Annotated in this window: 25 protein-coding genes and 1 pseudogene; 15 read left to right on the plus strand and 11 right to left on the minus strand. The window is 70.3% G+C overall.

Annotated features, from left to right (window positions below; genetic code table 11):
- The first annotated feature begins 38 nt into the window (after positions 1-38).
- The 6 genes from ACFWP7_RS23545 (at position 39) to ACFWP7_RS23570 (ending at position 4,892) form a co-directional block, all read left to right on the plus strand.
- Complete coding sequence (locus ACFWP7_RS23545; RefSeq protein ID WP_384384121.1) at positions 39-689, plus strand: class I SAM-dependent methyltransferase; 651 nt, start codon at positions 39-41, stop codon at positions 687-689.
- 55 nt (positions 690-744) lie between these two features.
- A complete protein-coding gene (locus ACFWP7_RS23550) occupies positions 745-1,392 on the plus strand; it encodes a LysE family translocator (protein WP_384384123.1) in 648 nt (215 codons plus the stop codon).
- 73 nt (positions 1,393-1,465) lie between these two features.
- Complete coding sequence (locus tag ACFWP7_RS23555) at positions 1,466-2,410, plus strand: N-acetylmuramoyl-L-alanine amidase (RefSeq protein WP_384384125.1); 945 nt, start codon at positions 1,466-1,468, stop codon at positions 2,408-2,410.
- 163 nt (positions 2,411-2,573) lie between these two features.
- Complete coding sequence (locus ACFWP7_RS23560) at positions 2,574-3,413, plus strand: hypothetical protein (protein ID WP_384384128.1); 840 nt, start codon at positions 2,574-2,576, stop codon at positions 3,411-3,413.
- Between the two features lie 111 nt (positions 3,414-3,524).
- Positions 3,525-4,535: an LLM class F420-dependent oxidoreductase gene (locus ACFWP7_RS23565; protein ID WP_384384130.1), complete on the plus strand. Its 1,011-nt coding sequence runs from the start codon at positions 3,525-3,527 to the stop codon at positions 4,533-4,535.
- 63 nt (positions 4,536-4,598) lie between these two features.
- Positions 4,599-4,892 carry a hypothetical protein gene (locus ACFWP7_RS23570; RefSeq protein ID WP_384384132.1) on the plus strand — a complete coding sequence of 98 codons (294 nt, stop codon included), beginning with the start codon at positions 4,599-4,601 and terminating at the stop codon, positions 4,890-4,892.
- 34 nt (positions 4,893-4,926) lie between these two features.
- On the opposite strand, the gene ACFWP7_RS23575 is transcribed toward ACFWP7_RS23570, so the two are convergent.
- The 3 genes from ACFWP7_RS23575 to ACFWP7_RS23585 are packed head-to-tail and all read right to left on the minus strand — an operon-like array spanning position 4,927 to position 8,302.
- Positions 4,927-5,997, minus strand: coding sequence for a prenyltransferase/squalene oxidase repeat-containing protein (locus tag ACFWP7_RS23575; protein WP_384384135.1), 1,071 nt, complete (start codon positions 5,995-5,997; stop codon positions 4,927-4,929).
- Positions 5,994-6,794, minus strand: coding sequence for a class I SAM-dependent methyltransferase (locus ACFWP7_RS23580; protein WP_384384137.1), 801 nt, complete (start codon positions 6,792-6,794; stop codon positions 5,994-5,996). Before ACFWP7_RS23580 ends, ACFWP7_RS23575 begins: the two co-directional genes overlap by 4 nt.
- Positions 6,788-8,302 carry a glycosyltransferase family 4 protein gene (locus ACFWP7_RS23585; RefSeq protein WP_384384139.1) on the minus strand — a complete coding sequence of 505 codons (1,515 nt, stop codon included), beginning with the start codon at positions 8,300-8,302 and terminating at the stop codon, positions 6,788-6,790. Before ACFWP7_RS23585 ends, ACFWP7_RS23580 begins: the two co-directional genes overlap by 7 nt.
- 250 nt (positions 8,303-8,552) lie before the next feature.
- Here ACFWP7_RS23585 and ACFWP7_RS23590 point away from each other — a divergent pair, with 250 nt between their 5' ends.
- The gene (locus ACFWP7_RS23590; RefSeq protein ID WP_384384142.1) at positions 8,553-9,293 is read left to right on the plus strand and encodes a TetR family transcriptional regulator; all 741 of its coding nucleotides are present in this window, start codon (positions 8,553-8,555) and stop codon (positions 9,291-9,293) included.
- A gap of 14 nt (positions 9,294-9,307) precedes the next feature.
- On the opposite strand, the gene ACFWP7_RS23595 is transcribed toward ACFWP7_RS23590, so the two are convergent.
- Together ACFWP7_RS23595 and ACFWP7_RS23600 are read right to left on the minus strand one after the other, a co-directional pair.
- The gene (locus tag ACFWP7_RS23595; RefSeq protein ID WP_384384144.1) at positions 9,308-9,541 is read right to left on the minus strand and encodes a ferredoxin; all 234 of its coding nucleotides are present in this window, start codon (positions 9,539-9,541) and stop codon (positions 9,308-9,310) included.
- 2 nt (positions 9,542-9,543) lie between these two features.
- A complete protein-coding gene (locus ACFWP7_RS23600) occupies positions 9,544-11,001 on the minus strand; it encodes an aldehyde dehydrogenase (protein WP_384384147.1) in 1,458 nt (485 codons plus the stop codon).
- A 251-nt stretch (positions 11,002-11,252) separates the two neighbouring features.
- On the opposite strand from ACFWP7_RS23600, the gene ACFWP7_RS23605 reads away from it, so the two are divergent.
- On the plus strand, positions 11,253-12,278 hold the full coding sequence (locus ACFWP7_RS23605) for an MBL fold metallo-hydrolase (protein ID WP_384384150.1): 1,026 nt from the start codon (positions 11,253-11,255) through the stop codon (positions 12,276-12,278).
- A gap of 28 nt (positions 12,279-12,306) precedes the next feature.
- Here ACFWP7_RS23605 and ACFWP7_RS23610 read toward each other — a convergent pair whose 3' ends face one another.
- Positions 12,307-14,925: an NB-ARC domain-containing protein gene (locus tag ACFWP7_RS23610; protein WP_384384152.1), complete on the minus strand. Its 2,619-nt coding sequence runs from the start codon at positions 14,923-14,925 to the stop codon at positions 12,307-12,309.
- Positions 14,926-15,211: 286 nt separating this feature from the next.
- Here ACFWP7_RS23610 and ACFWP7_RS23615 point away from each other — a divergent pair, with 286 nt between their 5' ends.
- Positions 15,212-16,438, plus strand: coding sequence for a PP2C family protein-serine/threonine phosphatase (locus tag ACFWP7_RS23615; RefSeq protein WP_384384154.1), 1,227 nt, complete (start codon positions 15,212-15,214; stop codon positions 16,436-16,438).
- Between the two features lie 3 nt (positions 16,439-16,441).
- Here the strand turns inward: ACFWP7_RS23615 and ACFWP7_RS23620 are convergent, their stop codons facing one another.
- A complete protein-coding gene (locus ACFWP7_RS23620; RefSeq protein WP_384384156.1) occupies positions 16,442-17,131 on the minus strand; it encodes a phosphotransferase in 690 nt (229 codons plus the stop codon).
- 460 nt (positions 17,132-17,591) lie between these two features.
- On the opposite strand from ACFWP7_RS23620, the gene ACFWP7_RS23625 reads away from it, so the two are divergent.
- A complete protein-coding gene (locus tag ACFWP7_RS23625) occupies positions 17,592-18,005 on the plus strand; it encodes a transglycosylase SLT domain-containing protein (RefSeq protein WP_384384159.1) in 414 nt (137 codons plus the stop codon).
- Between the two features lie 130 nt (positions 18,006-18,135).
- Positions 18,136-18,821: pseudogene (locus ACFWP7_RS23630) on the plus strand (YoaK family protein).
- A 20-nt stretch (positions 18,822-18,841) separates the two neighbouring features.
- Here the strand turns inward: ACFWP7_RS23630 and ACFWP7_RS23635 are convergent.
- The gene (locus ACFWP7_RS23635) at positions 18,842-19,777 is read right to left on the minus strand and encodes an SMP-30/gluconolactonase/LRE family protein (protein ID WP_384384162.1); all 936 of its coding nucleotides are present in this window, start codon (positions 19,775-19,777) and stop codon (positions 18,842-18,844) included.
- Between the two features lie 185 nt (positions 19,778-19,962).
- Here ACFWP7_RS23635 and ACFWP7_RS23640 point away from each other — a divergent pair, with 185 nt between their 5' ends.
- Positions 19,963-20,598, plus strand: coding sequence for a TetR/AcrR family transcriptional regulator (locus ACFWP7_RS23640; protein ID WP_384384165.1), 636 nt, complete (start codon positions 19,963-19,965; stop codon positions 20,596-20,598).
- 25 nt (positions 20,599-20,623) lie between these two features.
- Here the strand turns inward: ACFWP7_RS23640 and ACFWP7_RS23645 are convergent, their stop codons facing one another.
- Positions 20,624-21,793, minus strand: a complete 1,170-nt coding sequence (locus ACFWP7_RS23645) for a steroid 3-ketoacyl-CoA thiolase (protein WP_384384168.1) — start codon at positions 21,791-21,793, stop codon at positions 20,624-20,626.
- A gap of 310 nt (positions 21,794-22,103) precedes the next feature.
- Between ACFWP7_RS23645 and ACFWP7_RS23650 the strand changes: the two genes are divergently transcribed.
- Positions 22,104-23,348, plus strand: a complete 1,245-nt coding sequence (locus ACFWP7_RS23650; protein WP_384384171.1) for a cytochrome P450 — start codon at positions 22,104-22,106, stop codon at positions 23,346-23,348.
- Between the two features lie 82 nt (positions 23,349-23,430).
- On the opposite strand, the gene ACFWP7_RS23655 is transcribed toward ACFWP7_RS23650, so the two are convergent.
- Positions 23,431-24,450, minus strand: a complete 1,020-nt coding sequence (locus tag ACFWP7_RS23655) for a GlxA family transcriptional regulator (RefSeq protein WP_384384173.1) — start codon at positions 24,448-24,450, stop codon at positions 23,431-23,433.
- Between the two features lie 74 nt (positions 24,451-24,524).
- Here ACFWP7_RS23655 and ACFWP7_RS23660 point away from each other — a divergent pair, with 74 nt between their 5' ends.
- Positions 24,525-25,115, plus strand: coding sequence for a cysteine hydrolase family protein (locus ACFWP7_RS23660; RefSeq protein ID WP_384384176.1), 591 nt, complete (start codon positions 24,525-24,527; stop codon positions 25,113-25,115).
- Between the two features lie 6 nt (positions 25,116-25,121).
- Here the strand turns inward: ACFWP7_RS23660 and ACFWP7_RS23665 are convergent, their stop codons facing one another.
- Complete coding sequence (locus ACFWP7_RS23665; RefSeq protein ID WP_384384179.1) at positions 25,122-25,541, minus strand: hypothetical protein; 420 nt, start codon at positions 25,539-25,541, stop codon at positions 25,122-25,124.
- 181 nt (positions 25,542-25,722) lie between these two features.
- On the opposite strand from ACFWP7_RS23665, the gene ACFWP7_RS23670 reads away from it, so the two are divergent.
- Entirely contained in the window at positions 25,723-26,610 is an 888-nt protein-coding gene (locus ACFWP7_RS23670; RefSeq protein WP_384384181.1) for an SAM-dependent methyltransferase, read from the plus strand.
- Positions 26,611-26,614: the final 4 nt, after the last annotated feature.

A 26,614-nucleotide genomic window follows, 5' to 3' on the forward strand; every position in this document is an offset into this window, starting at 1 on the left:
GTACACCCTGTTCGTACTGCTCCTTATGGAGGACCCCCATGCCCGCGGCACCCAAGCCGGAGATTCTCGCCGCCTTCGAGGGCGCCAAGGGGTTCATGCCCACGGGCGAGGGGCTCGCGCTGTACGAGGCCGCCGTCGAGGCCGGCCGGCTGGGGTTGCCGCTTCTTGAGGTCGGCACCTACTGCGGGCGCTCCACCGTTCTGCTCGCCGACGCGGCGCGCGGGGCCGGAGTCACGGCGATCACGGTCGACCACCACCGGGGCAGCGAGGAGCAGCAGCCGGGCTGGGAATACCACGACCCGTCGACGGTCGACCCGGAAATCGGCCTCATGGACACCCTCCCCGCCTTCCGCCGCACCCTCCACCAGGCGGGCCTGGAGGACCACGTGGTCGCGGTCGTCGGCCGCTCGCCGCAGATCGCCGCCTTCTGGAGGTCCCCCCTCGGCCTGGTCTTCATCGACGGCGGTCACACCGACGAGCACGCCTCCGGCGACTACGAGGGCTGGGCGCCGCACGTCGCCGAGGGCGGGCTGCTGCTGATCCACGACGTGTTCCCGGACCCGGCCGACGAGTTCACCGGGCAGGCTCCGTACCGCGTCTATCTGCGGGCCCTGGAGTCCGGCGCGTTCACGGAGGTCTCGGTGACGGACTCGCTGCGGGTGCTGCGGCGTACGGGGCCGGGGATCTGAGGCAGGGCGCGTCCGTTGGAAAATGCCTGGAGGCGGTCACGGCCTCCGTGCTCACATGGACCGCATGATGTCTGCCGACCGGCTCCTGGCCTTCGCGGCCATGTCGTTCCTGCTGATCGTGATACCCGGCCCCAGCGTGCTGTTCGTGATCGGGCGGGCGCTGGCGCAGGGGCGTCGCGCCGCGCTGACGACGGTCGCGGGGAACACCCTCGGGGCGTACGTGCTCGTCGTGGCGGTGGCTCTCGGGGTCGGGGCCGTGGTGGAACGCTCGGTCCTCGTCTTCACGGCGCTGAAGCTGGTGGGCGCCGCCTACCTGGTGTATCTCGGCGTGCGGGCGGTGCGCCAACGCCGTTCGCTGCAGGCCGCGTTCACCGGTGACGGTCCCACGCACAGCGGTCTGCGGACGCTGTGGGAGGGGTTCGCGGTCGGGGTGGCCAACCCGAAAACCATCGTGTTCTTCGCCGCCGTACTGCCGCAGTTCGTCGACCGGAGCCAGGGGCACGTCACGGCTCAGATGCTGCTGCTCGGTCTGGTCTTCAACCTCATCGCGGTGGTGTCCGACAGCGCCTGGGGGCTGGTCGCGGCCACCACGCGCGGCTGGTTCGCCTCGTCGCCGCGGCGGCTCGCCCTGATCGGCGGATTCGGCGGGCTCACGATGATCGGCCTCGGCGTGGCGGTCGCGGCGACGGGCCGCAAGGAGTAGTTCCGCCGAGCGGATCACGGCGCTCGCGGCACCCTGCGGACCGCGTGGAGCGCCGACCCGTAGGGTGGCACCCGTGTCGTACCTGGGCCCTGAATTCAATCCTTCCCAGCCGCGCCGTCCCCGGCGCGGGCCGCTGACCGTGGCGGTCGCCGCGCTGGTGCCGGGTGCGCTGGCCGGGTGGCTGGTGTGGCAGGCGGTGGGTGACGACTCCGGGGACGGGGCCGCGCCGCAGCAGCAGGCGCGGGGGGCCGCCCCCGCCGCGGCCGGATCCCCTCAGGCGCCGAGCACGAGCACCGACGACGGCAAGGAAGCAAGCCCCGCGTCGTCCGCGTCCGCCGCCGCGACCCCCCTCAAGGGCAAGGTCGTCGTCATCGACCCGGGGCACAACCCCGGCAACTTCCAGCACACGGCCGAGATCAGCCGCAAGGTGGACATCGGCACGAACTCGAAGGAATGCGATACGACGGGTACGGCGACCAACGCGGGTTACGCGGAGGCGCAGTTCACGCTCGACGTCGCGCGACGGCTGCGCACGATCCTGCAACAGCAGGGCGCCACGGTGAAGTTCACCCAGAACGGAGACCGTTCCTGGGGTCCGTGCATCGACGAGCGGGCCGCGATCGGCAACGAGGCGCACGCCGACGCGGCCGTCTCGATCCACGCGGACGGCGCGGGCGCCGGCCAGCGCGGTTTCCACGTGATCCTTCCCGGGCCCGTCCACGACGGCGCGGCCGACACCCGCCCGATCGTCGTCCCGTCCCGCGAACTCGGCGAGCGCATCGCGGGCGACTTCGCCCGTGAGACGGGCACCGCACCCTCCAACTACATCGGCGAAGGCACCGGCCTCGACGTCCGGACGGACCTCGGCGGTCTCAATCTGTCAACAGTTCCGAAGGTGTTCATCGAGTGCGGCAACATGCGTGACAGCAAGGACGCGGCACTGCTGACCAGCGGCGCCTGGCGGCAGCAGGCGGCACGGGGGATCTCTGAGGGAATCGTGAGTTTCCTGCGCGGGTGACGATCAGTGCGCTCAACCCGGCGGACACCCTGGTGGGACGGGAGATAGTGTCGCCCCTACGATGAGGGGCCACCCCCGCGCTTCACACCACGGCCTTACGGGGACAAGGTGACAGCGACGCCTCCCGACCGATGACGAGACGACCTGCGAAGGACCGACTGAAGTGAATATCCGCTCCCTCACTCGAGGCGACGGCGTGGTGATCGGAGCAGCGGTGTTGCTGTTCATCGCCTCGTTCTTCGCCATCTACTCCGCCGACGGTGCCGAAGGCGTCGACCTCCCCAGTGCCTGGGGAAGCGCACCGCTGCTCATGAGCGTCTTCCTGGCCGGCATCATCGGCGCCGCGCTGATCGTCGTCGCCCATGGTCTGCCGCAGGTGCCCAAGGTCGTCGGCCTCGACCTCGGCCAGTTCGGCGTCGCCTTCACAGTCTTCGCCGCCTGGAGCGCGCTCGGGAACGTCTTCGACCCGGCGGGCGGCTACAACAACCTGGGCGGCCTCACCGGCAGTGGCCCCGACGCCGGCACCGGCGCCGTCCTCGGCCTCGTCGCGACCCTGATCCTCGCCGGCGGCGCCATCGCCACGCCCCTCGTCCCGGCACTGAAGGTCGCGCTGCTCCCCGCCCCCAAGCCGGCCGCCCCCCAGCCCTACGGCGGCCAGCCCCAGGGTGGATACGGCTACCCGGGCGCGGGCGCCCAGCAGCCCGGTCAGCCCTACGGCGCGCAGCCGCAGCCGGGCCAGCCGTTCGGCGGGCAGCCCAGCCAGCCGCAGCAGGCGCCGGCTCCGCAGGTGCAGCAGCCGGCCGGGGACTTCTCCCCGTTCTGGTTCGCGGTGCCGGTGCCGCGTCCGCTGTACGCGGAGGACGGTTCGCCGACGCCGATCGCCGAACTGGCGCCGGGCACCTGGTACCTGGCCGTCGAGCAGCGCGGCCCGAGCCTGGTGGCGCAGACACAGGACGGCCGTCGTGGCGTTCTGCAGGACACCTCGGGGATCCAGCGCGGCTGACGCGCACCACGGTCCCGCCCGGCCCCTCGCCCTTCCGGGCGGGGGGCCGTTGTCGTACGCTCACCCGGCCGACAGTTGACACTCCGTCAGAGCAGCGCGTCTGGAGGGCACATGCGACTTGGTCTCGCACTCGGCTACTGGGGCCGCGGCCCCTCCGCCGACCACGTACCGCTCGCACAGGAAGCGGAGCGCCTCGGCTACCACTCCGTGTGGACGGCCGAGTCCTGGGGGTCCGACGCCTTCACCCCGCTGACCTGGATCGCCGCGCGGACCTCCCGCATCCGACTCGGCACGGCCGTCGCGCAGATGGCCGCCCGCTCCCCCACCACCACCGCGATGCACGCGCTCACGCTCGACCATCTCTCGGGCGGGCGCATGATGCTCGGCCTCGGGCTGTCGGGCCCGCAGGTCGTCGAGGGCTGGTACGGGCGCCCGTTCCCGAAGTCGCCACTGACCGCGACCCGGGAGTACGTCGATGTCGTACGCCAGGTCCTCAGGCGCGAGGCCCCCGTCGAGCTGGACGGACGTTTCCACTCCCACCCCTACCGCGGCGCCGACGGCACCGGCCTCGGCAAGGCGCTCAAGTCCATCACGCATCCTTTGCGGGCCGACCTGCCCCTCCTGCTGGGCGCCGAGGGCCCGAAGAACATCGCGCAGACCACGCGGATCGCGAACGGCTGGCTGCCGCTGTACTGGTCGCCGACACGTCCGCAGGCGTACGAGGCCTCGCTGACCGACCTTCGTGACGGCTTCCTCATCGCCCCGATGGCCCACGCCCACGTCTGCGACGACGTCGCCGAAGGACTGCTGCCCGTCAAGGCCATGCTCGGCTTCTACATCGGCGGGATGGGGCACGCGGCACGCAACTTCCACGCCGACCTGATGGCACGGATGGGCTTCGAGGAGGAGGCCCGGCGTGTCCAGGAGCTGTTCCTCGTGGGGCGCCGCGAGGAGGCCGTGCTCGCCGTGCCCGACGCCTTCGCCGACGAGATCTCCCTCGTCGGTCCGCGCGAACGCATCGCGGAACGCCTGGAGTTGTGGCGCAAGGGCCCGGTGACCGACCTCCTCGTCCTCTCCCCCGACCCGCACACACTCCGCGTACTCGCCGAGCTCAACTCCTAGGACCTGTCCGGCCGGGCGAACCCGTTCGGGTTTCATGCACCGTTCTCGGGCAACACGGAACACATGTCCTCTCGAAACCGCAACGGTTCCAACCAAGCGGGGAGGGTCATCGCGATCGTCGCAGACGTGATGGCGCTCATCCTCGGGGTCTGGATCCTGATGTACCTACTGGACGCGAACCGCGCCAACGACCTGGTGCAGTTCATCCACAACGTGGCAGCGTGGCTGGCCGGCTGGTCCCGCGACCTGTTCACGTTCGACAAGGAGTGGGCGCGCGTCGTCGCGGGCTACGGCCTCGCAGCCGTCGTGTACCTCTTCATCGGCCACGCCATCGCCAACCGTATGCACCGGTACTGAGAACCTGCGCGTCCTGGGGCTCCGGCTGAGTCTGCTACCGGCAGCAGTCGGGGTCCAGGCCGGTCGGGAGGCGTTCGCCGCTGAAGACGGCGCAGGTGGGCTCGTCACCGCCCAGTGCGGCCACGGCCAGCAGAAGCGAACCGGCTGTCCAACTGGTGAGTTCCTCGGGCCAGACGGCCTGGTCCTCGAAGACATAGCCGGTCCAGTACAGGCCGGTCTTCGGGTCGCGCAGGTGCTGGATGGACTGGAGGATCTCCAGGGCGCGGTCGGATTCACCCACGGCCCAGAGTGCCAGGGCCAGTTCGGCCGACTCACCGCCGGTCACCCACGGGTTGGGGACCACACAGCGGACGCCGACCCCGGGAACCACGAAGCGGGCCCAGCCCTCCTCGATACGGGACTTGGACTCGGCGCCGGTCAACGCCCCGCCGAGTACCGGGTAGTACCAGTCCATCGAGTAGCGGCCCTTGTCGAGGAACCGCTCGGGGTGCCTGGCGATCGCGTGCCGCAGCGCGCCCACCGCCAACTCCCAGTCGGGCTGCGGCTCCTCACGTTGCTCGGCGATGGCGAGCGCGCAGCGCAGGGCGTGGTGGATCGACGAACTCCCGGTCAGCAGTGCGTCGTTGACGGCCCGTCCGTCCTCCTCACGCTTCCAGCCGATCTGCCCGCCGGGCTGCTGGAGCCGCAGCACGAACTCCATCGCCGCGTACACAGTCGGCCACATCCGGTCCAGGAACGCGTCGTCGCCCGTCGCGAGATAGTGGTGCCAGACGCCCACCGCGACGTACGCGCAGAAGTTGGTCTCCAGGCCGCGGTCGGTGACGTCCGCGAAGTCCCCGTCGGCGTACGCCGCGTACCACGAACCGTCATGGTTCTGATGGCGCGCGAGCCACTCGTACGCGCGCTCCCCCGCCTCGTGCTCCCCCGCCGCGTCCAGCGCCATGGCAGCCTCGGTGTGGTCCCACGGGTCCAGATGATGCCCGCGGAACCACGGGATGGCACCGTCCGGGCGCTGCACCGCGAGGATCCCGCGCACCGTGGCGGCAGCCTCCTCGGCGGTGAGGACCCCGGGCAGGACGAGGTGTTCTGTCCGGGGAGTCGTCACCGGCCGGCCACCTCGACGGACTCGACGAGCTCGGCCGACTCGGCGGAGTCCGCGGAGTCGACAGATTCGGCGGACTCGACCGGCAGGTGCGGCTTGGTCGCGTACGCCACGAAGCTCTTGCCGAGCAGCGGGTTCAGTGCCTGTTCGGCGACCCGGGTGGCGAGCGGTTTCTTCATGATGTCCCAGACCAGGAGCTTGTGGTACGCCCGCACGGGCAGCGCCTTGTCGTTGTCGACGCCGAACGCGCACTTCAGCCACCAGTAGGGCGAGTGCAGGGCGTGCGCGTGATGGGTGCCGTACGGCCTGAGCCCGGCTTCCCGGATCCTGGCGAGGAGTTCGTCCGCCTTGTAGATGCGGATGTGGCCGCCCTCGACCTCGTGGTACGCGTCGGACAGCGTCCAGCAGACCTTCTCCGGCCCGTATCGCGGGACGGTGATCGCGATACGGCCGCCCGGCCTGAGCACCCGGACCATCTCGGCGAGTACGCCCTTGTCGTCCGGGATGTGCTCCATGACCTCGGAGATGATCACGACGTCGAAGGACTCGTCGGGAAAGGGAAGCGCCAGGGCGTCGCCCTCCATGGCCGTCGCGGTCGCCCCGGCGGGCGCCTCGCCCGCCTCCTTCATCGCCGCGAACCACGTGGCGACCTCGCGGATCTCCTCGCCGTTCTGGTCCAGCGCGACCACCTGGGCACCGCGCCGGTAACACTCGAACGCGTGCCGGCCGGCACCGCACCCGAGGTCCAGTACGCGGTCACCCGGGGCGAGCGGGAACCGGGAGAAGTCGACGGTCAGCACGTGGCCCTGCTTTCGCGGTCGGGGGTGGGGGGTGCGGGGGGTGCCGTGGGCGCCGCGGCGCCTGCTGCGGAGACGGGATCCGTTGAGGCCGCGGAGTGGCCGGGAGCTTGGGCCGCGGAGCGGTGAGGACTTGGCGCGGAGCGGCTTACGGCCCCGCCCGCAGGATCGGCGGCGGCCCCGGACGCAGGGCCGCTGGGGGACGTGCCCGCGGAGCGGGTCATTGCCTCGCGGTAGTGGGTCACCGTGCCCTCGGCGGCGCGGGCCCAGGTGAAGCGGGCCAGTACGCGCGCGCGTCCGGCGGAGCCGAGGCGGGCTCGGAGTTCGGGGTTGCCCAGGACGCGGCTGAGCGCGGCGGCCAGCGCACCCGAGTCACCGGGGGGCACCGCGAGGCAGGTCTCCCCGTCGGGCCCGGCGACCTCCGGGATCGCACCGCCGGTGGTGGCCACGAGCGGTGTCCCCGTCGCCATCGCCTCGGCGGCGGGCAGCGAGAACCCCTCGTACAGGGAGGGCACGCAGGCGACCTCGGCCGACCGTACGAGGTCGACGAGTTCGGCGTCGGAGATCCCCTTGACGAACTCGACGGCGCCTTCGAGGCCGTACCGCTCGATGGCCTGGGCGACGGGCCCGTCCTCGGCACGCCTGCCGACGACGACGAGGTGCGCGCCGGGGTTCTCGGTACGTACCTTCGCGAGCGCCTCGACGAGGAAGACGAGCCCCTTGAGCGGTACGTCCGCGCTGGACGTGGTGACAATCCGGCCCGGCACCTGAGGCACCGCCGGATCCGGCGAGAAAAGGTCGGTGTCCGCGCCGATGTGGACGACGTGGATGCGGTCGTCGCGTACGCCGAGGTGCTCGACGATCTCCTGGCGTGACGTACCGGAGACGGTGAGCACGGAAGGCAGGCGGCGCGCGACCCGCTTCTGCATGCGGGTGAAGGCGTACCAGCGGCGGACGGACATCCGTCGCTTCCAGCCGTCGGCGGCGTCAATCTCCAACTGCCGGTCGACGGTGATGGGATGGTGAATGGTGGTGACCAGCGGGGCACCGACATCCCCCAACAGCCCGTACCCCAGTGTCTGGTTGTCGTGGATGACGTCGAACTCGCCGCGCCGGGCCCGGAGATGGTGGCGGGCGCGCAGCGAGAAGGTCAGCGGCTCGGGAAAGCCGCCGGTCCACATCGTGCCGACCTCCAGCGCGTCGACCCAGTCCCGGTACTCCCCGCGCCTGGGGGTGCGAAAGGGGTCCGGCTGGCGGTACAGGTCGAGGCTGGGCAACTCGGTGAGGCTCAGGGCAGGAAGGCCTTCGTCCAGCACCGGATAGGGCTGGGAGCCGATGACCTCGACATGGTGTCCGAGTCGGGCGAGCTCACGCGAGAGGTGTCGTACGTACACACCCTGGCCGCCGCAGAACGGGTTCCCCTTGTAGGTGAGAAGCGCGATGCGCAACGGTCGTTCGCCGTCGGCGGCCGCGCCCTCGCCGGGGCCCGCCTCCATGGCCTCAGCGGTCACTCTCGGCCCCCTTCTCCCTGCACATTCCCGCGAGATTACGCCGGGACGCTAATCTAGAACAAGTTTCAGACTTGATCGTTCAAGGAGCTTTGAATCTACCGGCAGGTAGCCCCGCTGTGAGCGGTGGATCAGGTGATTCACGCCACGACCGCGTGGCGTGGTCGCCCGGTCCACGCGACGGTCGTGAGCCCTGCCGTGCGGACTCGCCACTCCTCTCGCTGATGTCACGGAATGTCACGGAACGGGACCCATGCCTGCGGAAGCCAAGGCGGACACGAACAGCGCGCGAACAGACTCTCGACCGGCGTCTCGACCGGACTCGCGAGCAGACGCGCGACCGGAGTCGCACCCCACCGCGCAGCGCTCCCCTCGCCCCCTCTCGTACTCCACCGCGCTCCCCGCCTCTCCCCCGCTCACCGAGCGGCAGGAGGCGCGCCGCCGCCGGATCCTGCACGCGAGCGCGCAGCTGGCCAGTCGGGGCGGTTTCGACGCGGTGCAGATGCGCGAGGTCGCGGAGTCCTCCCAGGTGGCCCTGGGCACGCTCTACCGCTACTTCCCGTCGAAGGTCCATCTGCTGGTCGCCACGATGCAGGACCAGTTGGAGCACATGCACGGCACCCTGCGGAAGAAGCCGCCGTCCGGGGACACGGCGGCCGAGCGCGTCGCGGAGACCCTGATGCGGGCCTTCCGCGCCCTACAGCGCGAGCCGCACCTCGCCGACGCCATGGTCCGCGCGCTCACCTTCGCGGACCGCAGCGTCAGTCCCGAGGTCGACCAGGTCTCCCGGATGACCACGGTGATCATCCTGGACGCGATGGGCCTCGACGACCCGACCGCCGCCCAGCTCTCCGCGGTCCGCGTCATCGAGCACACCTGGCACTCGGCCCTCATCACCTGGCTCTCCGGCCGTGCCTCGATCGCCCAGGTGAAGATCGACATCGAGACGGTCTGCCGGCTGATCGACCTGACGTCCCCGGATGACAAGGGCTGATTCACCTCGTACAACTACTCCTCGGGCGGGAACACCGGCTCCCCGCTCCCCAGCAGCGTGATCATGATCGCCTCCACCGGGCACCCCTCCGCCGCCTCCAGGATCTTCTCGTTGGCGTCGGGCTCCGGGTCTGTCGGGTGGGACTGCCTGCCGGTGTCGAGGCGGAACGCGTCCGGGGCGAGGTGCACGCACTGGGCGGAGCCGATGCAGATGGAGCGGTCGACCTCGACCTGCCAGCGGTCACCCATCCCTAGGCCTCCCAGCCGGCCGGCAGGTGGATCATCTTGTGCTCCAGAAACTCGCCGAAGCCCTCGGGCCCGAACTCCCGCCCCAGCCCTGAGTTCTTGTAGCCGCCGAAGGGGCCGAGCATGTCGAGGCTGAAGGTGTTGACGGAGTAGGTGCCGGTACGGACCTGGCGTGCGATGTCGATGCCGTGCGCGACGTCCGCCGTCCAGACGCTGCCGCTCAGCCCGTAGTCGGAGTCGTTGGCGATCTTCAGCGCCTCGGCCTCGTCGCCGTAGGGCAGGAGACAGATCACCGGGCCGAAGATCTCCTCGCGGGCGATCCGCATGGAGTTGTCGACGTCGCCGAAGAGGGTCGGCTCGACGTACCAGCCACGGTCCAGACCGGGCGGACGGCCGCCGCCGGTAAGGATTTTGGCGCCCTCCTCCTGGCCGATGCGGATGTAGTCGAGGCTGCGCTGCTGCTGCCGCCTGGCGACCAGCGGGCCGACCTGGGTCGCCGGGTCCAGTGGGTCGCCGACGACCAGCGCGCTCGCCGCCGTCGCGAAGGCGTCCGCGAACTCGTCGTAGCGCGAGCGCGGCAGCAGGATGCGGGTCTGGGCGACGCACGCCTGGCCGTTGTTCATCCAGGCCGCCGCGACGATGCCGGGGACGGACGTCGCGAGGTCCGCGTCCGGCAGGACCACCGCCGCCGACTTGCCGCCCAACTCCAGTGTCACGCGGGTGAGATTGCGAGCGGCGACCTCCATCACGCGCCTGCCCGCCGCGACGGACCCGGTGAAGGACACCTTGTCGATTCCAGGGTGCCCGACCAGGTACTCGCTCACCTCGCGGTCCGCCGGAAGGATCGAAAGGACGCCCTCGGGCAGCCCGGCGTCCTTCGCGATCTCCCCCAACAGATAGGCGTCCAGGGGCGATTCGGGCGACGGCTTCAGTACGACGGTGCAGCCGGTCAGCAGCGCGGGTGCGAGCTTGGCGGCGGCCACGAACTGCGGCACGTTCCACGGCACCACGGCCGCCACGACCCCCACCGGCTCGCGCCGGACGAGGATCCTCCCGAGGACACCGTCACGTGTCTCCTCGTACGTGAAGCCGCGGGCGACCGTGATCGCCGCGTCCCACACCATCATCGCGCCGAGGGCCTGCGCGAGGATGCTCCAGGAGTACGGGGAGCCGTTCTCGGAGGAGATGACACGGGCGATCTCCTCGTGCCGTACGGCGATCCCGTCCTTGATCCGGTTCACCACCTCGATCCGCTCGTCGAGGCTCATCCGTGGCCAGGGTCCCTCGTCGAACGCCTGCCGCGCGACGGCGACGGCCCGGTCGACGTCCGCCGTGGAGGCGTGCGGCACCCTCCCGATGACCTCCTCCGTGTGCGGCGAGATCACCTCGATGACGTCCTTGCCCAGGGGGTCCGTCAACTCCCCGCCTATGAACAACTGTCCGTGTTCCGTGAGTTCGGTCATGGCCGACTGCCTCCCCGGGGACGTTCTCTGACGATGCATCAGATGACTAGAACTGATACCAGTTCCGGTGAGTGGAGTCCACGGGTCGGACTCGCGGCTCTTCGGGCCCTTCGGTTCACTCTTCGACTCTTCGACTCTTCGGCTCTTCGGCTCTTCGGGCCCTTAGGGCGGACAGTCGTCTCGGGCTCCCATTGGAACTGGTTCTAGTTATAGTTGGCCGGTACCCGGGACGCGGCGATTGGTGGAAGCCCATGACGCAGGTGACCGATCACAGCGGCGGCGTACGGTCGATCCGGGTCCCCATCCCGGACAACCCCCTCGGCCACACGCTCGTGTACGTCGTCGACACCGACCGCGGCGCCGTCCTGATCGACACCGGCTGGGACGACCCCACCTCCTGGGACACTCTCGCCGAGGGGCTCACCGCCTGCGGCACCTCCGTCGCCGAGGTGCACGGTGTGGTCATCACCCACCATCACCCCGACCACCACGGCCTGTCGGGCAAGGTGCGGGAGGCGTCCGGGGCGTGGCTCGCGATGCACGCGGCGGACGCCTCCGTCGTACGGCGCACCCGGGAGAACCGGCCCGAGCGGTGGTACGCGTACATGACGGCGAAGTTGACGGCCGCCGGCGCGCCCGAGGAGCACCTGGCACCCCTGCGGAGGGCCCGCCCCGGCGGCCTGCCCGGCTTCTCCCCCGCGCTCCCCGACCGCGAGATCGTCCCCGGCGAACTCCTCGGTCTGCCCGGCCGCCGCCTCCGCGCGATCTGGACCCCCGGCCACACCCCCGGCCATGTCTGCCTCCACCTGGAGGAGGCCCATCCCGCCCAACTCCCGGGAAACGGACGCCTGTTCTCCGGCGATCACCTGCTCCCGGAGATCACCCCGCACATCGGCCTGTACGAGGATCCGGACGACGCCACCGTCACCGACCCGCTCGGCGACTACCTCGACTCCCTGGAGCGCGTCGGGCGCCTGGCCCCCGCGGAGGTCCTCCCGGCCCACCAGCACGCGTTCGCCGACGCCCCTGCCCGCGTACGGGAGTTGCTCGACCACCACGAGGACCGCCTCACCGGCCTCCACACCCTCCTCTCGGCTCCGCTCACCCCCTGGCAGCTCGCCGAGCGCATGGAATGGAACCGGCCCTGGGACCAGATCCCGTACGGATCAAGGACCATCGCCGTCTCGGAGGCGGAGGCCCATGTGCGGCGGCTGGTGAAACTGGGGCGAGCTGAGGCCGTGACGGGGACCGATCCGGTGACGTACGTGGCTGTCTAGGGCAACCGTGTCTCTGCGGTGAGCACCGTCAGTGGCCGTGGACCGCGTAGTCGAGCCCCTCTTCGTAGCGCATGGTGCGCCCCTCCTCGTACGCCTTCTTGTATGCCGTTTCGCCGATCTCGTCGCGGACGCGGAGCTCGTGCGAGCGGCGGGTGGCGATGAGGTCGGGTGAGTCCATCTGGGCGCGGCCGGTGAGCTCCCAGACGCGGGCGGCTATGCCGAGGAGGCGGGCGGCGCGGGGCCCGTCGCCGGCCGCGACGACGGCGGCGGCGAGAACGTCCAGGGCCAGGGCGGCGCCGACGGTGTTGTGCATCAGGAGGTGCCCGGCCAGTGCGGTGCGGGCGTTGCGGACCGCCGCGCGGACGTTGCCGGACGCCAGGTCCGCGTGCGCGACGATTCCGTCGGCGAAGGCACCCGCCCAGGACTCGCCGCACTCCGCACTGGCCTCGCGCGCCTCGTCGGCCACCGTGCGGGCGCGTTCGTAGTCGCCGCCCAGCAGGTGCGTGAAGGAGAGCGCGACGCGGACCTGGAGCTGGGCGGCCCCGAACGCGTCCGCCCCGATGGGCAGCCGGGGAGCCGAGGACAGGACGTCGACCGCTTCCGACAGGCGTCCGCTCAAAGCGATTTGACCGCCCGTCAGATATGTGGCGGCGACCATCGACACCGGATCGCCCTGCTCCTGGGCCGCGTCCGCGCAGCGCACCGCCCAGTGGGCCGCGACCTTCAGGTCGCCCTGGAACAGGGCGACCGAGCCGCGCACCCACAGGGCGCGGGTGCGGTCGGGTCCGGGGGCCGGGTCGGTGGCGAGCGCCAGGTCCAGGCAGTGCTGGGCGTCGCGCAGATAGCCGCAGTGCCGCCAGAGGAAGCCGACGTCGGCGGCCATTTCGAGGGCGACGCGGCTGTCGGGTTCGGTGAGCGCGCAGTCCACGGCGGCGCGCAGGTTGGCGTGTTCGATGAGGACGCGTTCGCACCAGGCGACCTGGCGTCCGGTGTTCCACTCTGCGCAGCCCTCGCGGGCCAGGCGCCGGTAGTGGTCACGATGGCGCAGGCGTACGGCGCGCTCCTCACCGAGGGCGCGCAGCCAGTCGGCGCCGAACTCCCGCAACGTGTCGAGGAACTGGAAGCGGGCCGGGTCGGTGCGGTGGCGTCGCACGATGGACTGCTCGACGAGGCGGGTCAGCAGCCCCGCGATGCGCCGGGCGGGCAGCGGGCCGCCCGCGCAGACCTCCTCGGCGGCGCCCACGCAGAAGCCGTCGGTGAACACCGAGAGGCGGGCCCACAGCAGCCGTTCCAGCGGTTCGCACAGCTCGTGGCTCCAGCCGATGGTGGTACGGAGGGTGTGGTGGCGGGGTGGGCCTTCGGGGAGCAGACCTTCGGGCCACGGTCCGTCGCGGGGCGGGCCTTCGCGGTCTTGTGCGTCGCGGTCATGTGCCTCGCGAGGCGAGCCTTCGCGGTCCTGTGCGTCACGGTCTTGTGCCTCGCGGTCCCATGCCTCGCGGTCCCATGCCTCGCGGTCCCATGCCTCGCGGTCCCATGCCTCGCGAGGCGAGCCTTCGCGGTCCCGTGCGTCACGGTCTTGTGCCTCGCGAGGCGAGCCTTCGCGGTCCCGTGCGTCACCGCCCCGCACGTCGCGAGGCAGGCCGTCGCGTTCCCGCACGTCACCGCCCTGCACGTCACGAGGCAGGCCTTCACCGCCCCACACGTCACCGCCCCGCACGTCGCCGTGTCGCGAGCCTTCGTCTCCCGACTTGCCGCCCCCCGGGAGACGGCTCCCCTGATCGCCGTTCCGCGGGTCGCCGTTCCGCGGGCCGCCGCCCCCCTCGCCGCCGGTCCCCGGGTCCTCGCCTCGCGGGACGAGCACGTCGAGGCGGGATGCCAGGTGTTCGCCGAGGCGGCCGTGCAGTTCGGTCAGGGAGAGTTCCGAGAGGCGTACGGCCGCGAGTTCGATGGCGAGCGGGATGCCGTCGAGGTGGCGGCAGACGGCTTCCACGGCGGGCCGATTGGTGTCGTCGAGTGTGAATCCGGTGGCGGCCGCGCGTTCGGCGAACAGAGCCACCGCGTCGTCGGCGACCGGCAGCGGATCCACTGGGAGCACGCGTTCACCCGGCAGGCCGAGCTGCTCCCGGCTGGTGACGAGGATGCGCAGCCCCGGCAGGACGGGCAGCAGCGTCTCGGCGAGCGCCACGCAGTCCGCGAGGACGTGTTCGCAGGAGTCGAGGATCAGCAGCAGCCGCTTGCCCCTGGCCCATTCGACCACCACCTCGGTGACCGGGCCCGTCGACTGGTCCGCGAGCCGCAGCGCCTCCACGACGGCCAGGCCCACCAGGCCGGCGGTGTGCAGCGCGGAGAGCTCCACCAGCCAGACGCCGTCGGGGTACGCGTCCCGGACCCGGGCAGCGGCCCGCGATGCGAGCCGGGTCTTGCCGACCCCGCCGACTCCGACGAGGCTCACTAGCCGGCCGACACCGCTCCCCGGATTCAACTCCTCGTCCAGCCAGGCGAGTTCCTCGACCCGCCCGACGAAGCTCCGTGTCTCCGGAAGCAGATTGCCGGGACGTTGGGGACGGCCGGAACCATCGGGACGACCGGGATGCGGATCGCCGGGACGACCGGGTTGGGCGGCGGCCCGGCCACCGCTCTCGCTCATCTCGGGCTCATCCCTCGCCGGGCGCGCGCTCATACCGTCTCGTCTCGTCGGATCGCCTCGTCGGACACACCGATGTTCGTCTCGTCGGACACATCGACCAGTCTGACCCGATCACACCCACCCGTTGCCGATGTCCGACAACTCGGACAGAAAGACGACGGAGCTCAATCACTTCCGGGCAGCTTTCGACGAGATGCGATCAACTCCCTGTTGGTGAGGGCGAGAAGGCCGATATTCGGTGATTGTCGGGTGAGTGATGAACGGACGAGAGGGAGCTGGGGAACGGATGGCCGCCACGGGCGGAGGCGGTGGGGGCATCGGGAGGCGGCCCGCGGGCGCCGAGAGGCTGACGCGACGGATGCCGGCCCAGCACACCGAGAGACCTGCGCGACTGCTGGCGCCCCCGCCGGGCGTCGGAAGACGCACGCGGCGCCCCCTGCCGGTGCCGCTGCCGCCCGGGGCCGAGTGGCGGGCCCGTCGGCTACTGCTCGCCCCGCTGGTCGCCTGCCTGCTGATCGCCCTGCCGGATCTGCTCGTCTCCCAGGTGCCGCCGCTCATCACGCTGTTGCTGATCGGACCGCTGCTGGCCTGCGTCAGGTTCGGGGTGCGGCACACCGTGGTGGTCTGCTGCTGGTCCGCGGCGCTGGGCCTGGCAATGGGCATCGGTGACGGCACGGTGCCGGGTTTCGAGTTCGGCGTGCGGTGGATCGGGCTGCTGTTCGGGTGCGCCCTCACCGTGTACGCGGCCCGGCAGTGCGAGCGCCTGACCATGACACTCGCCCAGGCCCGCGAGGTGGCCCGGATCACCCAGGAGGCGATTCTGCGGCCCATTTCCCGCACGCTGGACGGCACTCGGGTGTGCACCCGCTACCACAGCGCCGCCCACGAGTCGACCGTAGGGGGCGATCTGTACGACGTCGCGGTGACGCCGTACGGACTGCGTGTCCTCATCGGTGACGTACGCGGTCACGGCCTCGACGCCGTCCGGCTGACCGCCGACACCATCGCGGCCTTCCGTGAACTCGCCTATACCGTACCCACCTTGACCGTCCTGGTCGGCGCCCTCGACACCCGGCTCGCCCCGGAGCTGGGGCCCGAGGACTTCGTCACCGCCGTGTTCGCCGAGTTCGCGCCCGGTGAGGTGCGGCTCGTCAACTGCGGCCACCCGCCGCCCCTGCGCTCCGGCCACCGAGTCGAGTTCCTCGAACCCGTCGTCCCCACACCGCCGTTGGGGCTGCACCCGGAACCACGCCAGTACCGCGTACGCCTCCAGCCCGGCGACCGTCTCCTCCTCTACACCGACGGCCTGACCGAGGCTCGCGACGCGGAGGGCACCCCTTTCCCGCTCCTCGGCGAGGCCGCCCTGGCCCTGCGCGAACCCCTCCCCGACGAGGCCCTCAACACCCTCTGCGCCCGCCTGGCCGTCCACACCGGCACCGCCACCCCCACCGACGATCTGGCCCTCGTCCTGTTGCAGCCCACAGCAACGACGATCCCGGCGCGCACATGGTGAGGTTCAAGGACGAGCAGACCGCGAAAAGGGCGGCAGCAGCCTACGGACCAGCTCCTCCGCCTCGCCCAGGATCTGCACCTCGGTCTCGCTCATCGTCGGATTGACCGCCCGTCGCTGCCTCGCCTCCCTGAGGCCGGTGTCGGTCACGCCGGATGGGCCGTCGCCGAGCATCGCGACCAGCGTCTCGCGGGCCGACTCAGCGTGCGCTTCGCCGCTGACGGCGACCTGGGCGAGGATCACGGCGGACATGCCCCAGTCGAGTCCGGGCGGGCCCTCCTCGGCATTGGCCCAGTCGATGACCTTGGGGCCTTCGGGGGTGAGCATCACGTTGTCGGGGTGCAGGTCCAGATGCAGGACGCGGACGGCGGGGTCGGCGGAGAGCCGGGCGGGCACGGCGTGCAGGGCGCGGAGCAGTCGGGCGAGCGTGACGCCGGCCTCCTGGGGGTCGAGCTCCCCGGCAACGAACGCCTCCAGCATGGTCGGCCCGGACAGCCGCTCCATCACCAGGTCCGTGCGGGTCGCCAGCCGCACACCCGGCGCCGGAAAGTCATGACCTCGTACGTGTGCCATCACCGCGGCTTCGGCGGTGGCATCGCCCCATCCTCCACGGATCCGGCGCAGCACCCACGCCTCGTCCATCTCGTAGACGTCCGCCGAACGCCCCGAGCCGAGCAGTCTCCCCGTTGACCTCATGAGCCGAACCTACCGGGGGCTCACCGGCGCAAGGCCCTGGGCCGGGCCGCTTTCGAGACCCTGGTCACCTTCGAACCCGGGCGTTCCGTGGTGCCCGTCACACCGTCCGGCAGCACGCGGTGCACAGGCGCACGCCGTCCGTCACACGGAGGGTGAGCCGTCCCACAGGACCTTGGTCACATACGAAGCGCGGTCGTAGGTGAAAGTGATGGCATGTACGCGTCCGCAACCCCTCTGACCTGGGGTTTGAGAGCCACATCACACAAGGTACTTTCTACTCGCATGCGACCACCACTAGTAAAAGGGGTCATTGCGGACGGGCCTCCAGCCTGTTTCTCTGGAGCAGTCGCCAGGCGCCGACGAGCCCACCCGGGCCTCGGCGCCGACGCATTCCCACCACGCACCGCGTGGCTCCGGCATGCGTACGACGACTCCTTGTCCCCGAAGAAAAAGGTTCTCCGTGTCCGTCTCCGTCATCCGTCGCATCGCTTCCCCGAAGAAGGCCCTCACCGCCGTCGCCCTGGCCGCCGCCACGACCGGCATGGTGCTGACCGCCGCTCCGGCGCAGGCTGCGACGACCTCGGCCTCCTCCGCCAAGACGATCGCGCACAAGATGATCCCGGACGCCTCGCAGTACAGCGCGTTCAGCAAGATCGTCGAGCACGAGAGCGGCTGGGACGTCGACGCCACCAACTCCTCCTCCGGCGCCTACGGCCTGGTCCAGGCCCTGCCCGGCTCGAAGATGGCCTCCGCCGGCTCCGACTGGAAGACCAACCCCGAGACCCAGATCGAGTGGGGCCTCAACTACATGAACGACCGCTACGGCAGCCCGGTCGGCGCCTGGAACTTCTGGCAGGCCAACGGCTGGTACTAAGCCACCACACACGCAGAACGCGGCGGCCCCCGATCCCCGGGGCCGCCGCTTTCGCACACCCACGAACGGCCGGTCACGCCCAGGTACTGCCCTACATGACCAACCACCACGTCCATCGTCCACTGGACCGGTGAGCACCGAGCCACCGACCCGCGACCCCGAAGCGCGCGGCCTGCCCCTCGTTGTCGTGCTGCTTGCGCTGACGGTGGTCAGTGGGCTGATCGACGCGGTGAGCTATCTGGGGCTCCGTCACGTCTTCACGGCGAACATGACCGGCAACGTGGTCGTGCTCGGCTTCGCCGCCGCCGGGGCGCCTGGCTTCTCGGCGCCCCACACCGCGACATCGCTTGGCTGCTTCCTGGCGGGTGCGCCGGCCGGAGGGCGCGTCGCGACCTGGCTCGGCGGCGGTTCGCGGCGGACCTGGACCCGGTGACCCTCGCCGCGGAGGCGGTGCTGGTGGGCACGGCGCCGGCGGTGATCTTCGCGGCCCCGGACGCGACCGGTACGACGTACGCGGTCATCGCCCTGTGCGCCCTCGCGATGGGCCCGCGCAACGCGACCGCACGCAAGCTCGGCGTACCCGACCTGACGACCACCGTCATGACGATGACTCTGACGGGCCTGGTCTCGGACTCCCACCTGACCGGCAGAAAGAATACCCGAGCCACGCGCCGTGCCGCTTCAGTGCTCGCGCTTCTCGCGGGAGCGCTGCTCGGCGCGTGGCTGATGCTCCACCACGGTCTGGGGATTCCGCTCCTGATCGCCGCTCTGGCGGTGGGGCTCCTTGCGGTGACCGCGTTCGGCCGGGAGCGGTGACCCATCACCGAGAGGTCCGGTCAGTGGGCGATCTGCGCCTCCAGCAGGTTCGGGTCCTTCGCCGTGAAGTACGCCCCGCTGGCGATGTACGCGGTGTTCCCCCGTACCGCGACCGAGGTCGGGTTGGACAGCCCGTCGGCGCTGGTGAGCACGGTCGTGTGGGTGCCGTCGGGCTTCACCAGGTAGACCTCGCTCGCGACATTGATCGCCGCCAGCACGGTGTCACCCTTGCCCGTGAACGCGAAGTCGTCCATGCCGCCCAGCCCGGTGGCCTCCGTCGTGAAGGTGCCGGCGCTGCCGTTGGCGCGGATGGGGATACGGGTCAGGGTGCCCTGGTCCGTGTTGCCGACCCACACCGCACCGTTGTGCACCTTGATGCCGTTGGAGGCGATTCCCGCGGCGCCGGGATCGAACTGCTCACCCGAGGCCCAGAGATCGACCGCGTCGGTCTTCAGCGAGACCCGCCAGACTCCGCCCTTCTTGGAGTCGGTGGCATACAGGGTCCCCGTCTTCTGGTCCAGCGCGAGCCCGTTGAGGGCGCCGACATCGGGAAGGGAGGCGATCAGTTCAGGCGTGCCGCCCGGCCGCAGCCGGTAGATGCCGGAGTTCGCACCGGCGTTGTAGTTGACGTACAGCGTGCCGTCGGAGGTGCGGACGATGCCCGACGCGGACGCCGTGCCCGTGGTGGCCGCGGGCAGCGTCGCCAGGACCGTGACCTTGCCGTCCTTGTCGATGTGGGCGATCTGCCGGGCCCGGGCGAAGGTGACGTCGGCCGACCCGTTCGGCTCCACGGTGATGTTCTCGGGCTGCTGCTTGGTAGCGACGTCGAAGTGCGCGACCACCGTCGGGTGGGTCAGCGGTGCGGTGACCGCGAACGCGGGGGCTACCGCGAGCGTCGTCGCCATTCCCGCCGCCAGGACGGTGGTCAGCAGGGACATGGCTCGGTAGGAACTCATATGGACCTCCACAGAAAAGCAGTACGGCCGCCGCCGGAAACGCTCCCGCCGGGGCGGCGCCCATGCTCACACGTGAAGCTGTCACCGGCCTGAGAAGATCGTCAGGCGTCGTGGCATCATGAGCAAACGGAACCATGTTCCGTTAGCGCGCGACAGCGAGCCATGGCGAAAGGAGCGGCGGCACCGTGAACGACAGCGAAGAGGGAGCCGGCCAGGCAGCGGCCCCGTCCAAGCGCAAGGACGCCCGGCGTAACAACGAGACCCTGCTCGCCGCGGCCGCCGCGGTCTTCGTCACCTCGGGCGTGGAGGCGCCGGTACGGGACATCGCGGCCAAGGCGGGCGTCGGCCTCGGCACGATCTACCGCCACTTCCCGACCCGGGCGGACCTCATCATCGCCGTCTACCGGCACCAGGTCGAAGCCTGCGCCGAGGCCGGCCCGGCCCTGCTGGCGACCAGCGCGACCCCGCACGCCGCACTGGGCCAGTGGATCAACCTCTTCGTCGACTTCCTGGTCACCAAACACGGCCTCGCCGCCGCACTCCAGTCCGACAGCACCGGCTTCGAAACCCTGCACGCCTACTTCCTCGACCGCCTCCTGCCCGTCTGCACCCAACTCCTCGACGCGGCAGTCACTTCCGGCGAGATCCGCCCCGACATCCAGGCCTACGAACTCATGCGAGGCGTCGGAAACCTCTGCATCGGCGCACACGACGACCCCCAGTACGACGCCCGCCGCCTGGTCGAGCTCCTGATCGCGGGACTACGGCTGCCAAGCTCACAGGACGACGCCGACCGAGCTGACGATCGCCCGGCCGGCTGACAATGACGAACCCTCGGCCAAACGCCTACAACCGCTGAATGATCGTCCCGGTGGCCAGCCCCCCACCGGCGCACATGGTCACCAGCGCGAACTCCTTGCCCCTGCGCTCCAGTTCGTGCAGGGCCGTGGTGATCAGCCGCGCCCCCGTCGCGCCGACCGGATGCCCAAGGGCGATTCCGCCGCCGTTGACGTTGACCTTCTCCAGGTCCTGCCCGAAGACCTGGGCCCAGCTCAACACCACTGACGCGAAGGCCTCGTTGATCTCGACGATGTCGATGTCCTTCAGGGACATGCCGGCCTTCCCGAGCACGGCGCGCGTCGCGTCGATCGGCCCGTCGAGGTGGAAGTGCGGGTCGGCGCCGACCAGGGCCTGGGCGACGATCCGGGCGCGCGGGCGCAGTTTCAGCGCACGGGCCATCCGCTTGGACGCCCACATGATCGCGCAGGCGCCGTCGGAGATCTGGGAGGAGTTGCCGGCCGTGTGAACGGCGGTGGGCATGACCGGCTTCAGGCGGGCCAGTGCCTCCATGGACGTGTCGCGCAGACCCTCGTCACGGTCGACGAGCCGCCACATGCCCTGCCCGGCCCGCTGCTCCTCCTCCGTGGTCGGCACCTGTACGGCGAAGGTCTCGCGCTTGAAGCGTTCCTCGGACCAGGCGCCCGCGGCGCGCTCCTGCGAGATCAGCCCGAGCGAGTCGACGTTCTCGCGGGTCAGACCGCGATTGCGCGCGATGCGCTCCGCCGCTTCGAACTGGTTCGGCAGGTCGACGTTCCACTCGTCGGGGAACGGCTTGCCCGGCCCGTGCTTGGACCCGGACCCCAGCGGCACCCGCGACATCGCCTCGACGCCGCAGGAGATCCCGACATCGATGACGCCCGCCGCGACCATGTTGGCGACCATGTGCGAGGCCTGCTGCGAGGAGCCGCACTGACAGTCGACCGTCGTCGCGGCGGTCTCGTACGGCAGGCCCATGGTGAGCCAGGCGATGCGGGCGGGGTTCATGGACTGTTCGCCGGCGTGGGTCACCGTGCCGCCGACGATCTGCTCGACGCAGTCGGCCTGGATGCCGGTGCGGCCCAGCAGTTCACGGTAGGTCTCGCCCAACAGGTAGGCGGGGTGCAGATTGGCGAGCGCGCCGCCGCGCTTGCCTATGGGGGTGCGTACGGCTTCGACGATGACGGGTTCCGCGACCATGGGGGCTCGTCCTCTCCTTGGGCCTGTCCACCCGCGCGGCGCGGGCGTCCCGGCCACCCGCCGCGCCGAACTAGTACGCGTTCTAGTTCTGTGTGCAGTCTGCTGAGCAACCCCCCGGTGCCGCAAGGGTCGTGCAGCCGTAGAACTCGCGTTCCGTACGAATCCCGCACACGATTCGGGCTGCCGTGCCCCTTGCGGGTTGTAGAACCCGTTACTACCTTCACGGCAGTTTCCCCATCCCTGATGGACCGTCAGAACAGTCGGGGACACCGAGAAGACCAGAAGGCCGTCTGAACGGCGGGAGTTGCCGATGCCCTGTCCAGCGCTGCCCGAAGGGTTCGATTTCACCGACCCCGATCTGCTGCACCACCGGGTGCCTCTCCCGGAGTTCGCCGAGGTGCGCGCGACCGAACCGGTCCACTGGATCGCCCAACGGCACGGAATAGCCGGCTTCCAGGACGACGGCTACTGGGCCGTGACGCGGCACGCGGACGTCAAGTACGTCTCCACACACCCCGAACTCTTCTCCTCGTTCCTCAACGCCGCCGTCATCCGTTTCAACGAGCACATGAAGCGCGAAACGATAGAGGTCCAGCGGCTGATCATGCTCAACATGGACCCGCCCGAGCACACCAGGGTCCGCCAGATCGTGCAGCGCGGCTTCACCCCGCGCGCGATCCGCTCCCTGGAGAACGCCCTGCGCGCCCGGGCCGGTTCGATCGTCGAGAGCGCGCTCGCGGGCGCGGGCCCCGACGGCGCCTTCGACTTCGTCACCCAGGTCGCCAGCGAACTGCCCCTCCAGGCCATCGCCGAGCTCATCGGCGTCCCGCAGGACGACCGCGCCAAGATCTTCGACTGGTCCAACAAGATGGTGGCGTACGACGATCCGGAGTACGCGATCACCGAGGAGGTGGGCGCCGAGTCGGCCACCGAACTCATCTCGTACGCCATGAACCTGGCTGCCGACCGCAAGCAGTGCCCGGCCAAGGACATCGTCAGCACGCTGGTGGCGGCGGAGGACGAGGGCAACCTGGCCTCCGACGAATTCGGCTTCTTCGTCCTGCTGTTGGCCGTCGCCGGCAACGAGACGACCCGCAACGCCATCACCCACGGCATGCACGCCTTCCTCACCCACCCCGACCAGTGGGACCTCTACAAGCGCGAACGCCCGAAGACGACCGCCGAGGAGATCGTCCGCTGGGCGACCCCCGTCGTCTCCTTCCAGCGCACCGCGACCCAGGACACCGAGCTGGGCGGGCAGCAGATCAGGAAGGGCCAGCGCGTCGGCATCTTCTACTCCTCCGCCAACAACGACCCCGAGGTCTTCGACCGGCCGGAACTCTTCGACATCACCCGCGACCCGAACCCCCACCTGGGCTTCGGCGGCGGAGGCCCGCACTTCTGCCTGGGCAAGTCCCTCGCCACCCTCGAAATCGACCTCATCTTCAACGCCATCGCCGACGCCATGCCGAACCTCCGCCTCGCCGGCGACCCCCGTCGCCTCCGTTCCGCCTGGCTCAACGGCGTCAAGGAACTCCAGGTCAGCCACACATAACGCAACGCCGCATCCGCGCTCGGGCCGACGCCCTCCCGGCACCGTCGGCCCGTCTCGGGGGAGGCAGGGGCACCCACCGTCCCTACGCCCCGCCCCTGCCTCCCCCGCCCTCTCCACCTGCCCCTGCCCCTGCCCCTGCGAACGACGCACGGTACGCGCGCGGGCTCGTCGCCAGCCTCGCCGCGAAGTGCTGCCGCATGGTGACCTCACTCCCGAAACCCGCCCGACGGGCCACTTCGGGCATGGCCAGACCGGTTCCCTCCAGCAGCCTCTGCGCGGCCGCGACGCGCTGATCCAGCAACCAGCGCACCGGAGTTGACCCGGTGGCCGCCACGAAGTGCCGTGCGAACGAACGCGGTGACATCCCGGCGCGGGCGGCGAGCCGGGGCACGGTGAGCGGCTCGTGGAGATGCCCGAGCGCGTACTCCCGTACGGCGGCCAGCGCGTCGGCGTCCGGGTCCGCGGCTGCCACCGGGTGCTCGATGAACTGCGCCTGGGTCCCGGTCCTGAACGGCGCCGTGACCATCGAACGGGCCACCGCCGCCGCGGCCTCCGCGCCATGAGCGGTACGAACGAGATGCAGGCACAGGTCGATCCCGGCGGCCGTCCCCGCGGCCGTCCAGATGTTGCCGTCCTCGACGAACAACGCGTCCTGCTCGACCCGCACCCCCGGATGCCGCTGCCGCAACTGGTCGATCAGATTCCAGTGCGTCAGCGCGCGCCGGCCGTCCAGAAGCCCCGCCTGCGCCAGCGTGAAAGCGCCGCCGCACAGCGCCGCGATGGTCGTCCCCCGGGCATGGGCCCGCTGCAGCGCCTCCAGCACGGGTTCCGGCGCGGGCGTCACGTGATCATCGAGCCCCGGCACCACGATCAGCTCGGCCCTCGCCAGCCACGCCAGCGTCCGGTCCGGGGTGACCGCGAGCCCGCCGCGCATCGCCACGGGGGCGGGGTCGGCGGCGACCCGCCGCAGGTCGAAGGCGGGTGCGCCACGGTCGGTACGGTCCACACCCCACACCTCGGTGATCACGCTGACGTCGAAGGCCCGAACGCCGGGGAAGGCGAGAAGGGCGATGCGATGAGACAGTGTGGTCGACTTGGTCACCCTGGCAGTAAACCATCGAACGCTGGCTTCCTGCCCCCTGGCCCGAATGTGCGGACGGCGGCACGATGGTCAGCATGGAGATCACAGAGAACGCGGCGCTGGTAGTGGTGGACGTACAGCAGGGCTTCGACGACCTGGGGTCCTGGGGCCCACGCAACAACCCCGCCGCCGACGAGAACATCGCCGCCCTCCTCGCCGCCTGGCAGGACACCGGCCGCCCGGTCGTCTTCGTACGGCACGACTCGGTCAAGCCCGATTCGCCGCTGCGGCCCGGACAGCCGGGCAACGACCTCAAGGACTACGTCGAGCAACGGCGCGGACTGGGCAAGGGCCCGGAACTGTTCATCACCAAGACCGTGAACTCGGCGTTCTACGGCACCCCCGACCTGGACGCCTGGTTCAAGGCCGAGGGCATCACCCAGATCGCCGTCGCCGGTATCCAGACCAACATGTGCGCTGAGACGACCGCCCGCATGGGCGGCAACCTCGGCTACGACGTCCTGTTCGCCTACGACGCCACGTACACCTTCGACCAGGCGGGCCCGTTCGGCTGGTCCCTGACGGCCGACGAGCTGTCCCGAGCGACTGCCGTGACCCTGCACGGCGGGGGCTTCGCCCGGGTGGTCACCGCGGAGGAGCTGGTGTCCGCGGTCCGGTCCGCCTGAAGCGGGTCAAGCGCGAAGCTTCAGGCGCCGGTCGAGGTGGCTGCGCAGCCGAGCAGATGTTCCACGGAGAGCACCGAGCTGTCTCACCTCTTCCGCCGCAAGTTCCGTCCGTCCTGCCAGCGCGAGCACGGCGGCATAGGGTCGCTCGCCCTCGGTGAGCTTGGCCGCCGCGGCATCACGGACGGCTCGCAGCACTGTGCGGTCCGCGCGGGGATGTTCCGCCAGGAGGCGAAGGAGCCTGTTGTCGTTCCAGGAACTGTCTTGAGCCGTGCTCAGTTCCAGGAGAGTCTCGGGCGCCGTATGGGGATTGGCGGCCAGCGCATGCCAGACAAAGGGGTACGGACATCGCGCCAGTGGATGGAGGACGGAGCTGTCCTGCTCGGCGCGCGCCAGTTCGAGCTTCTCGGCAGGCGTGTGCACGGACATGGCCCCTCAGGATCGTGGGCGACCATCCTGTCATCGAGGCTTGGTCAACCGTGTGCGCGGGGTGTCTGAACCGGCCCCGAGATCACTTACTGGACAGCCCTTGGAGTGCGGGCTCTTACCGAATCCACAACGGCCCTAGCTACTGTTTACTCCTGCAATCCCCCACACAGGAGAGACGGCCATGAGTGAGCCCGAGCGTTCTCCCGTTGTCGACGAGCTCGGCTGGACCGCCCTTGTGGTCGCCGCGGCGCGGTCCATCGAGACTCACCATGTCAACGGCCTGATCAGCGACCCCTACGCGGAGCGTTTCGTGAAGGCCGCCGACGCCACACACCAGCTTCCCCTGCGCATTGAAGACGTTGAGCAAGGCGACGACGATTCCGTATGGGGACGCGGCGGAAGGTACTTCGGACTGCGCTGCCGAGCGTTCGACGATTTCCTTCTCAAGGCGAATCACGACGGAATTCAACAGGTTGTGCTCCTGGGCGCAGGGCTGGACATGAGGGTCGCCAGGCTCGACTGGAAGCCGGGAACCACTCTCCATGAAATCGACCGGCCCGCCGTACACCGCTTCAAGCGAAGCGTTCTCGCGGAGATCGAGGCAACCACGTTTGTTGATCACCACTACGTGCCCGCAGACCTGGAAGAAGCCTGGGACGACGCCCTGCTGACGGCAGGTTTCGACCGCAACAGGAAAACCGTGTGGTCCATCGAAGGCGTCGTCCCGTACCTGTCCGCGGACACCGAGACGCGCATGTTCGCGGCGATCAACGCGGCATCGGCTCCAGGAAGCCGGATCGGCTACGAGATCCTTGTCGACCAGGACAAGGAAGAGCTGCGCGCCAGCGAGATCTACGCCGAAACCAAAGAGAAAATGGGCGTACACCTCAGCTCACTGTTCAACTCCGACGCCCGCCCCGACTCCGCGGAAGCACTGCGCCGGTCCGGGTGGGAGCTGTCCAGCCACCCCGTTTCCCATTTCACCGAGAAATACGGCAGGGGGCCAGAGCCCGACGTCCATGACGCCATTGAGAAATCTCGATGGATCATGGGTGAGAAGACCCGGTAGCCGT

This window comes from Streptomyces sp. NPDC058470 (genome assembly GCF_042721055.1).
Taxonomy (GTDB): domain Bacteria; phylum Actinomycetota; class Actinomycetes; order Streptomycetales; family Streptomycetaceae; genus Streptomyces.

Excerpts from the sequence above, each read along its gene's own strand:
- ACFWP7_RS23545 (WP_384384121.1), top strand. The coding sequence starts at position 39 with ATGCCCGCGGCACCCAAGCCGGAGATTCTCGCCGCCTTCGAGGGCGCC.
- ACFWP7_RS23550 (WP_384384123.1), top strand. The coding sequence starts at position 745 with ATGGACCGCATGATGTCTGCCGACCGGCTCCTGGCCTTCGCGGCCATG.
- ACFWP7_RS23565 (WP_384384130.1), top strand. The coding sequence starts at position 3,525 with ATGCGACTTGGTCTCGCACTCGGCTACTGGGGCCGCGGCCCCTCCGCC.
- ACFWP7_RS23570 (WP_384384132.1), top strand. The coding sequence starts at position 4,599 with ATGTCCTCTCGAAACCGCAACGGTTCCAACCAAGCGGGGAGGGTCATC.
- ACFWP7_RS23590 (WP_384384142.1), top strand. The coding sequence starts at position 8,553 with ATGCCTGCGGAAGCCAAGGCGGACACGAACAGCGCGCGAACAGACTCT.
- ACFWP7_RS23595 (WP_384384144.1), bottom strand. The coding sequence starts at position 9,541 with ATGGGTGACCGCTGGCAGGTCGAGGTCGACCGCTCCATCTGCATCGGC.
- ACFWP7_RS23600 (WP_384384147.1), bottom strand. The coding sequence starts at position 11,001 with ATGACCGAACTCACGGAACACGGACAGTTGTTCATAGGCGGGGAGTTG.
- ACFWP7_RS23605 (WP_384384150.1), top strand. The coding sequence starts at position 11,253 with ATGACGCAGGTGACCGATCACAGCGGCGGCGTACGGTCGATCCGGGTC.
- ACFWP7_RS23610 (WP_384384152.1), bottom strand. The coding sequence starts at position 14,925 with ATGAGCGAGAGCGGTGGCCGGGCCGCCGCCCAACCCGGTCGTCCCGGC.
- ACFWP7_RS23615 (WP_384384154.1), top strand. The coding sequence starts at position 15,212 with ATGGCCGCCACGGGCGGAGGCGGTGGGGGCATCGGGAGGCGGCCCGCG.
- ACFWP7_RS23620 (WP_384384156.1), bottom strand. The coding sequence starts at position 17,131 with ATGAGGTCAACGGGGAGACTGCTCGGCTCGGGGCGTTCGGCGGACGTC.
- ACFWP7_RS23635 (WP_384384162.1), bottom strand. The coding sequence starts at position 19,777 with ATGAGTTCCTACCGAGCCATGTCCCTGCTGACCACCGTCCTGGCGGCG.
- ACFWP7_RS23645 (WP_384384168.1), bottom strand. The coding sequence starts at position 21,793 with ATGGTCGCGGAACCCGTCATCGTCGAAGCCGTACGCACCCCCATAGGC.
- ACFWP7_RS23650 (WP_384384171.1), top strand. The coding sequence starts at position 22,104 with ATGCCCTGTCCAGCGCTGCCCGAAGGGTTCGATTTCACCGACCCCGAT.
- ACFWP7_RS23660 (WP_384384176.1), top strand. The coding sequence starts at position 24,525 with ATGGAGATCACAGAGAACGCGGCGCTGGTAGTGGTGGACGTACAGCAG.
- ACFWP7_RS23665 (WP_384384179.1), bottom strand. The coding sequence starts at position 25,541 with ATGTCCGTGCACACGCCTGCCGAGAAGCTCGAACTGGCGCGCGCCGAG.
- ACFWP7_RS23670 (WP_384384181.1), top strand. The coding sequence starts at position 25,723 with ATGAGTGAGCCCGAGCGTTCTCCCGTTGTCGACGAGCTCGGCTGGACC.